General features: G+C 66.7%; 7 protein-coding genes and 1 pseudogene. 5 read left to right on the forward strand and 3 right to left on the reverse strand.

The genetic code is table 11. From position 1 onward, the window contains the following. A pseudogene (locus AC1D1T_RS27350) lies at positions 1 to 134 on the reverse strand (AAA family ATPase); the annotation flags it as partial. A gap of 135 nt (positions 135 to 269) precedes the next feature. Here AC1D1T_RS27350 and AC1D1T_RS27355 point away from each other — a divergent pair. The 3 genes from AC1D1T_RS27355 (at position 270) to AC1D1T_RS27365 (ending at position 4025) form a co-directional block, all read left to right on the forward strand. Next, positions 270 to 923, forward strand: a complete 654-nt coding sequence (locus AC1D1T_RS27355) for a c-type cytochrome (protein WP_082004252.1) — start codon at positions 270 to 272, stop codon at positions 921 to 923. Positions 924 to 1041: 118 nt separating this feature from the next. Continuing rightward, on the forward strand, positions 1042 to 2610 hold the full coding sequence (locus tag AC1D1T_RS27360; RefSeq protein WP_477992858.1) for an ABC transporter substrate-binding protein: 1569 nt from the start codon (positions 1042 to 1044) through the stop codon (positions 2608 to 2610). Further along, positions 2610 to 4025 (forward strand): FAD-binding oxidoreductase, encoded by a 1416-nt coding sequence (locus tag AC1D1T_RS27365; protein ID WP_477826934.1) that lies wholly within the window; start codon positions 2610 to 2612, stop codon positions 4023 to 4025. Before AC1D1T_RS27360 ends, AC1D1T_RS27365 begins: the two co-directional genes overlap by 1 nt. A 13-nt stretch (positions 4026 to 4038) precedes the next feature. On the opposite strand, the gene AC1D1T_RS27370 is transcribed toward AC1D1T_RS27365, so the two are convergent. Beyond that, positions 4039 to 5835 carry a glycosyl hydrolase family 18 protein gene (locus AC1D1T_RS27370; RefSeq protein WP_477826935.1) on the reverse strand — a complete coding sequence of 599 codons (1797 nt, stop codon included), beginning with the start codon at positions 5833 to 5835 and terminating at the stop codon, positions 4039 to 4041. Positions 5836 to 5956: 121 nt separating this feature from the next. Further along, positions 5957 to 6388 carry a DUF1841 family protein gene (locus AC1D1T_RS27375; protein WP_477826936.1) on the reverse strand — a complete coding sequence of 144 codons (432 nt, stop codon included), beginning with the start codon at positions 6386 to 6388 and terminating at the stop codon, positions 5957 to 5959. 178 nt (positions 6389 to 6566) lie between these two features. Here AC1D1T_RS27375 and AC1D1T_RS27380 point away from each other — a divergent pair, with 178 nt between their 5' ends. Beyond that, positions 6567 to 7679, forward strand: coding sequence for a hypothetical protein (locus AC1D1T_RS27380; protein ID WP_477992859.1), 1113 nt, complete (start codon positions 6567 to 6569; stop codon positions 7677 to 7679). A 76-nt stretch (positions 7680 to 7755) separates the two neighbouring features. After that, a partial coding sequence (locus AC1D1T_RS27385) for a TSUP family transporter (protein WP_477992860.1) occupies positions 7756 to 8305 on the forward strand: 550 nt, incomplete at its 3' end.

Genomic DNA, 8305 nt, shown 5'->3' on the forward strand with positions numbered 1-8305 from the left:
TCCTCGGCCAGCATCGTCTTGCCGGTGCCGGGTTCGCCCTTGATCAGCAGCGGCCGCTTCAGCGTGGCAGCCGCGTTGACCGCGAGCATCAGGTCGTCGGTGGCGACGTAGTTGTCGGAGCCTTTGAACTTCATGCGTCGCGAGGGTTTGAAGGGGGTGCGGACCAGTATAAGGCGGGCCCTATAATCGCCCGCGGTTCGAAGACAAGCCCTCGCCAACTTCAAAAAGCTGCCATGACAAAGCTGGTTTCCCTGACGAATCTGATGAAGATGACGACTCTGATTCCGGCGATCGCTGCCTCCCTGCTGCTGGCCGGTGCGGCCGTGGCGCAGGACGTGAAGCCCGGCGATGCCAAGGCCGGCGAGAAGAAAGCCGCGATGTGCATCGGCTGCCACGGCATCCCGGGCTACCAGGCGAGCTTCCCCGAGGTGCACAAGGTGCCGATGATCGCGGGCCAGGGCGCCAAGTACGTGGTCGCCGCGCTCGGCGAGTACAAGAAGGGTGAGCGCAAGCACCCGACGATGCGCGCCGTCGCCGCGCCGCTCACCGACCAGGACATGGCCGACCTCGCGGCCTTCTACGAACAATTGCCGAAGGAGCAGCCCCAGCTCGCCGAGAAGGCCAAGGCCACGCCGGAGGTCGATGCGTTGCTCAAGAAGGGCAACTGCGTGTCGTGCCACGGCGAGAACTTCAGCAAGCCGATCGACGGCAGCTACCCGAAGCTCGCCGGCCAGCACGCCGACTACCTGTTCGTCGCGCTGAAGGCCTACCAGACCAACGGCAACCCGCAGATCGGCCGCAGCAACGCGATCATGGTCGGCCAGGTCAAGCAGTTCTCGCATGCCGAGCTGAAGACGCTGGCGCAGTACTTGGCCTCGCTGCCGAGCGAACTGCACACGGTGCCCCAGTCGCGCTTCCGCTGATCCCTTCCCCCATATGCAAAACGCCGCTGCGACCCAGCGGCGTTTTTACTTGGGCGCGCGGAATTCGCACCGTAGACTGCGGCACTTCATGCCATCCACCTTCCGGGAGATCTGCTTCATGAAACGCTGGATTCCGATGCTTTGCCTGGGCGCCATGCTGTGCGCCGGCGCACACGCCCAAACCCTGCGCTGGGCCACGCAGGGCGACGCGCAGACCATGGACCCGCATTCGCAGAACGAGTCGCTGACGAATGCGATCAATGGGCAGGTCTACGAGACGCTGGTCAATCGCGACAAGCAACTGGGCATCGAGGCGGTGCTGGCCACCGAGTGGCAGCAGACGGCGCCGACGCAGTGGCGCGTGAAGCTGCGGCCGAACGTGAAGTTCCACGACGGCACGCCGTTCACCGCCGACGACGTGGTGTTCTCGGTGCAGCGGGCTCGCGAGGGCACGTCGGACATCAAGGCGTATGCGAACGCGCTCGGCGAGCCGAAGAAGATCGATGCGCTGACGGTGGAGTTCAACCTGCCCGCGGTGAACCCGATCTTCCTGCAGCACGCGACGCTGGTGCAGATCATGAGCAAGGCCTGGTGCGAGAAGAACAAGGTCGTGAAGCCGCTGGACTTCAAGAACAAGGAAGAGAGCTACGCGTCGTTCAACGCGAACGGCACCGGCCCATACATGCTGGTCTCGCGCGCGCCGGACGTGAAGACCGTCTACAAGCGCAACCCCGCGTGGTGGGGCAAGTTCGAAGGCAACGTGCAGGAGGTGGTGTACACCCCGATCAAGAGCGACCCCACGCGGGTGGCGGCGCTGCTGTCGGGTGAGGTCGACTTCGTGCTCGACCCGGCCCCGCAGGACGTGGCGCGCTTGCGCARCACGCCGACGGTGAAGGTGATCGACGGGCCGGAGAACCGCATCGTGTTCATCGGCATGGACCAGAGCCGCGACGAGCTGCTGTACGGCAGCGTCAAGGGCAAGAACCCCTTCAAGGACCTGCGCGTGCGCAAGGCCTTGTACCAGGCGATCGACATCGAGACCATCAAGACCAAGCTGATGCGCGGACAGGCCGTGCCCACCGGCGGCATCACGTCATCGGCGCTCGGCGCCTACAACGATCCCGAACTGGAAAAGCGCCTGCCCTTCGACCTGGAGTCCGCGAAGAAGCTGATGGCCGATGCCGGCTATGCACAGGGCTTCGAGGTGACGCTGGACTGCCCGAACAACCGCTACATCAACGACGAGGAGATCTGCCAGACGCTCGCGTCGATGTGGGCCAAGCTGAACGTGAAGATCCGCGTCAACGCGATGCCGCGCGCGACTTACTTTCCGAAGGTGCAGAAGTACGACACGTCGATGTACATGCTGGGCTGGGGCGGCTCGATCACCGATGCGGAGACGACGTTCACGCCGGTGCTGCGCAGCCGCGGCGAGGGTGGCATTGGCGCGTGGAACATGGGCGGCTCGAAGGACGCGAAGTTCGACGAGCTGGCCGCTGCGTCGAGCCGTGAGCCTGATCCGAAGAAGCGCGAGCAGTTGATCAAGGCCGCGCTGAAGCAGCACAACGAGCAGGTGCTGAACATCCCGTTGCACCGGCAGGTGATTCCGTGGGCGGCGCGGGCGAACGTGGATGTTGTCCATCGGGCCGACAACTGGCTGGAGTGGCGCTGGATCACCATCAAGTGATGCCGCTGTCGCGACGGCGCCTGCTGGTGCAGGCGCTGGCCGGTGCCGGTTTCCTGGCCGGCGGCGCGTGGCCGCGCCTGTGCGCTGCGGGCACGCTGGTGGCCAACGTCACCGCGCTCTACACCGTCGAGGTGGCGCGGGTGGCGGTGCCGACGGACACCGAGGCGGTGGCGCGTGAGCTGAGGGCGTGGCCCGGCCGCGTGAGCGTCGGCGGAGGCCGCTACAGCATGGGCGGGCAGACTGCGCTGGCCGGCGGGCTGCAGCTCGACATGCGGCAGATGAACCGCATCATCAGCCTGGACGTGGCGCAGCGTCGCGTGCGCGTGCAGGCCGGGCTGCGCTGGCGCGACCTGCAGGAGGTGATCGATCCGGTCGGGCTCGCGGTGCAGACGATGCAGAGCTATGCCAACTTCACGATCGGCGGCTCGGTCTCGGTGAATGCGCATGGCCGCTATGTCGGCAATGGCCCGGTCAGCAACTCGGTCCGCGCGTTGCAGCTGGTGCTGGCCGACGGCAGCGTCGTCGAGGCGGATCGAACGCAGAACGGCGAGCTGTTCCGCGCCGCGCTCGGCGGCTATGGCGCGGTCGGCGTGATCACCGAAGTGGAGCTCGACCTGGTCGACAACGTGCGCATGGAGCGCAACGTGCGAGTGCTCACGCTCGACGACTATCCGAAGCACTTCCACGACGATGTGCGGGACGACACGACGGCGGTGATGCACAACGCCGACCTGCTGCCGCCGACCTTCGACCGGCCGGTGTCGGTGACCTGGCGCCGCACCGATAAGCCGGTGACGGAGGCGGCCCGGTTGGTGTCGCGCGGCCGGCGTTATCGGCTCGAGCGCGGCGTGCTGTGGGCGATGACCGAACTGCCGGGTGGCGGCTCGCTGCGCAGCTCGGTGGTGGAGCCTCTGCGCTTCAACGGGCCGGCGGTGGTGTGGCGCAACCACGAGGCCAGCCTCGACGTGGCCGCGCTCGAACCGGCCAGCCGCGGCGCCTCGACCTACGTGCTGCAGGAGTACTTCATTCCGCCGCGGCATTTCGCGCCGTTTGCACGCCGGCTGGGCCAGGTGTTGAACGCGCACCAGGTGCAGGCGCTCAACGTGTCGATCCGGCATTCGCCGGCCGACGCGCTGTCGCTGATGGCCTGGGCACCCGAGGAGGTGTTCTCGTTCGTCCTGTACTACAAGCAGCGCACCGATGCGGCGGCCTGCGAAGCGGTCGCGGTGTGGACGCGCGAGCTGATCGACCTGGCGCTGGCGCACGAGGGCCGCTACTACCTGCCGTACCAGCTGCACGCGACCCGCGAGCAGTTCGATGCGGCCTATCCGCAGGCGCAGCAGCTGCGCGCCTTCAAGCGCAGCGTCGACCCGGACGGCAAGTTCAGCAACAGCCTGTGGGCGCGCTACCTGTGAGCCGAACCGGCCCTCAGTGGCCTGTCACCTGGACCTCGTTGACGATCGCGCTCCACGACTGCGGGCCGGTCTTGCCGGAGATCCGCACGCCCAGCACGCCCGCCAGCGGTGTGCCGCTGAAAGCATAGCTCGCGCCGCCGGCCGCTGCGCTGTTGGGGTAGGGCGTCGCGATCGCCCAGCCCGATTCGATCCAGCGCGTGCCGTCGGTCGTGTACTGCAGGCTCACGCCCGATTCGAAATAGCCGTTGCCGTAGCTGTCGATCGCGCCGTTGATGAAGGTCACCTTCGAGACCGCCTTCGCGGCCGTCCACGTGACGCCGGCCGCTTCCCACTTGCCCGTCTCGCCTTCGCCGGCGGCATTCAGCGTGACGCCGGTCGTCAGCTTGCCGTCGTTGATGCCGGTTCGCGCCTGGCGGTTCGCGTTCGATAGCGCCGTCGTGTTCTTCGTCCACACCTGGCCGCTGCCGCTCGCTTCGATCTGCGTGTCGCCGCTGCCGCCGCGCGCCGTGAACGCGGCGCGGATCGAATGACCGGCCTGCACGTCGCTGAAGGTGTAGCTCGTCACCGCACCGATCGACGCGCCATCCACCGTCACCGAGCTGATGTCGTAGCCGGCGTTCGGCACGATGCTGAAGCCCTGGCTGCGACCCTGCACGACCTGCACCGTGCCGCTCGGCACGATCGATCCACCGGTGCCGGCCGATGCGTCGATGCTCAGCGGCGCCGTCGCGCCGTTGTCCAGCCCGGCCTTCACCGCCGACCAGAAACTCGCGTCTTCATAGCCCATCGCCCACACGCTGGTGCCGGCCAGGCCGTACGCGTTCACCAGCGCAGTCTTGGCCTGGATGCTCTGCGCATCGTCGTACCAGAGTGCCGGCTGCTTGGTCGAATTGCTCCACTCGGTGCCATCCGGCTGCTTGCGCACCGTGCCCCAGGTGGCGTACGGCGTCGCCGAAGCCGCATCGCGCTGCAGCACCGCATTGGCATGCGAGGCCAGCACCGACGGGTAGCTCGACCAGTGCACCACCTGTCCGGTGCTGTAGTCGTAGCCGTAGCTCGGCAGGCCGGCCAGCACCTTCGAGGCCGGCACGCGCGACACCGCGTACGACAGGATCGCCTTCTGCCAGTCCAGGCCCGATTCGGGGCCCGGCCACACCTCGCCGTTGAAGCCGCTGCTGGCCCAGCCGGGGCCGACCTCGTCGTAGGTCATCACCTGGAAGTAGTCGACCACCGCACCGATCGCCGCGTAGTCGTAGCCGCCCAGGTAGTCCGGCGCCTTGTCGCTGGTCTTCGGCGGGATGCTGATCACGAGCTTCAGCCCCTGCGCATGCAGGCCRCCGGCCAGCGCGGCGATGAACGCGCTGTGGTTCGCCTTGTCCGACGGCTGCACCGCCTCGAGGTCGATGTCGATGCCCGCAAAACCGTTCGCCGTGGCGAGGCTCACCAGGTTCGTCACCGCCTTCGCGCGGCTGGCCGCGCTGGCGAGCACCGCCTTCGAGATCGCCGGGTCGAAGCCGCCGGCATCGTTGCTGTAGTCCGAGACGGTCGGGTACAGCGGCAGGCCCTTGCCCTTCGCGAAGCTGATGATGCTGCGCGTCGTGTTCGTCAGGCCCTCGGTGCCGACCGTGCCGGCGGCCGTCAGGTTGTAGGCCGAGCCGAGGCCGACGGCGCTCAGCTGCGCGTGATGGGCCTGCAGGTTGGTGTACGACTGGCCGAGCTGGCCATCGGTGTAGGCCAGCACGAACGGCGCGGCATCGGCCTGCGAGGTGGCGACGAGGCAGGCGAAGCTGACGCAGGCAAGCGAGGCCACGAAGCCGGCACGGTAGGGGCGGAGTTTTGAAAGGGCTTTCATAGCCCCATGGTGACCGATCTGCGCGTTGGCAATTGTCAGCAAACCGTAGCGTTGGTAACGCGCCGGTCTCACCGGCGGTTCAGCGCGTCGCGCGGCGCCTCACGCAGTCGATGTACTTGTGCCCGTCCGGCGGCAGGCCGCTGCGCTGCGAGGCCCAGATCATCTCGCCCAGGCACTCCATCATCTCGTGCTGCGCCTCGTGCGCCGAGCCGCGCCTGGCGGCGAGCAGCGCATACGCCTGCTTGATGCCGGTTGGCTGGTCGATGCTGACCTGCTCGCTGATCGACAGGTGCATCGACAGGTGCAGGAAGGGGTTGGTGCGGCCGTCTTCGACCTCGTAGACCTTGGCCAGCGCCGCTGCTTCATCGGCGAGGTCGGCGTGGTACTCCGGATGGCCGGCGATCCAGTCGGCGGCCACGGCCTCCATCGGCGTCAGTGGCAGGCTGTCGCGCTGCTTGCGGTAGGTCTCGCAGAAGAAGCGGCGGACGTCGTGCTGGGTGGGGGCGAACATGGGGGGATTTTCGCCGAGCCGCGGCGGCCGGGTTGGCGTGGGGGTGCTGGGGGCGTGGAACCTGTTGCGGCGGAATGTTCACTCAAGGGATTTGCCGGTCGGATCCCCTATGCGAACTTCACTTCAAACACCGCGAACTGCCCTGACGACACCCGTTGCCTCATCACAAAAGAAGCGCATGTCCTGGCTTGAGATCCTTGGCGAGCACAACGTTGAGACGGTCATTGAGAGGCTGCAGGGGTGCGAGGAACCGCGGGTGATCGACCTGGCAGGAAGGGGGCTGGAGCCGAAGCATGTCGAAAAGCTCCAGCAGGTGCTGGCGCACGCGGGCTGCCCGCCATGTGCCTTGATTCTCCGGGGTGCCATATTGCCGAGGCTGAGTCCGATACTCCTGGGCGCCAAGGCTCATCTCCCGCTGACCAAGCTTGACCTTCACGGAATGTCGATCGAGCAAGGCGGGGGGCTTCGCTGGATGGGTCCCCTTCACATCGAGTTGATTGCCGAGCTTGTGAAGGCGCCGGGCAGCCAACTGAGCGTTCTGGATCTTGGCGAGCAGGCGCTCAGTGGCACGAAGGAGGTCCGCGGGCGGCCAGTGATGCCGTCCGCGACGCTCAGGCAACTTCTGTGGGCCGTCCGCTCGAGCAGCGTCATGACTTCCTTGCGTCTCGATGGTTCCAAGCTGCAGAACACCGACTTGGCTGTCATTTCCGAAGTTCTGTTTGCCGTGGACCTCCATTCAGATGAGCCCTCGAAGCTTGTTCATCTGAACCTCGCTGGGAACACGGCTTTCACCGCCGACGGTGTGGCGTGTTTCCTGGCTGCGACCAAGTGGTACCCCCTGCGGATCGAGAGCCTGAATCTGGGCCAGGTCGAGCTGAACGATGCATGCCATTCCGAGGCTTTGGCGCTGCTGGAGAGGTCGTGCACCTTGTGCGAGTTGTTGCCCTATTCCCTCAAGGATTCGAACTCACACGGTGACGATTCGCTGCTGGCCGCCGTGCTGAAGCAGCTCGATGCGAACAAGGGGCGTCGCAGGGCGCAGCTGGCCGCAATCTGCCTTTCCTCTCCGGTACCTCTTCCGGGGGAACTCTACCCCCTGATCGGCAAGAACATCATTGACCTGGAACGGTCGGGTATCCGCAAGCCCACGAACGATCGAGGCCAAAGGGTAGCGTCGACTGTCGGAGAGGATTCGGCGACGCCCACGGCGTGGGTGGATATACGGAGACATCTGGAGGAGCAGCGAGCTCAACTGCGTTTGCTGAAGGAGCAATTCAAGAAAGAGACCTGAGTCCGCAAGCCGAAGAGGGGGCCACCTGGCATGGGGGGCGACGCAGCCCGCCCCGTTGCGCCGAGAATGCGCATCGATGATCACCGACCCCTGGTTCTACGCCGCTGCCATCCCCGCCGTGCTGTTGATGGGCCTCTCCAAGAGCGGCTTCGGCGCCGGCTTCGGCTCGCTCGCGACGCCGCTGATGGCCTTGTCGATCACGGTGCCGCAGGCCGCGGCCATCATGCTGCCGCTGCTGCTGGTGATGGACGCGGTCGGCGTGAAGGCGCTGTTCCAGCAGCGCGACAAGGCGCTGATCCGGCTGCTGATCCCGGCCGGGCTGCTCGGCACGGTGCTCGGCACGCTGTCGTTCGGGCTGCTGCAGCCGAAGACGGTGGCCGGCATCGTCGGCGGGCTGACGCTGCTGTTCCTCGCGCAGCGCCTGCTGTTCCCTCCGCGCGCCGATGCACCGCCGCCGCCGCGCTGGCTGGGCTTCGGGCTCGGCATCGCGTCGGGCTTCACCAGTTTCGTCGCGCATGCGGGCGCGCCGCCGGTCAGCGCCTACGTGCTGCCGCTGCGCCTGCCGCCGATGATCTTCACCGCGACGATGGCCACGTTCTTCGCGGTCGTGAACCTGTCGAAGTGGA

It is taken from the genome of Rhizobacter sp. P2_H3 (assembly GCF_056403355.1).

What these genes read in the sequence shown, in the direction of transcription:
- AC1D1T_RS27355 (WP_082004252.1), top strand. Translation starts at nt 270, where the DNA reads ATGACGACTCTGATTCCGGCGATCGCTGCCTCCCTGCTGCTGGCCGGT.
- AC1D1T_RS27365 (WP_477826934.1), top strand. Translation starts at nt 2,610, where the DNA reads ATGCCGCTGTCGCGACGGCGCCTGCTGGTGCAGGCGCTGGCCGGTGCC.
- AC1D1T_RS27375 (WP_477826936.1), bottom strand. Translation starts at nt 6,388, where the DNA reads ATGTTCGCCCCCACCCAGCACGACGTCCGCCGCTTCTTCTGCGAGACC.
- AC1D1T_RS27380 (WP_477992859.1), top strand. Translation starts at nt 6,567, where the DNA reads ATGTCCTGGCTTGAGATCCTTGGCGAGCACAACGTTGAGACGGTCATT.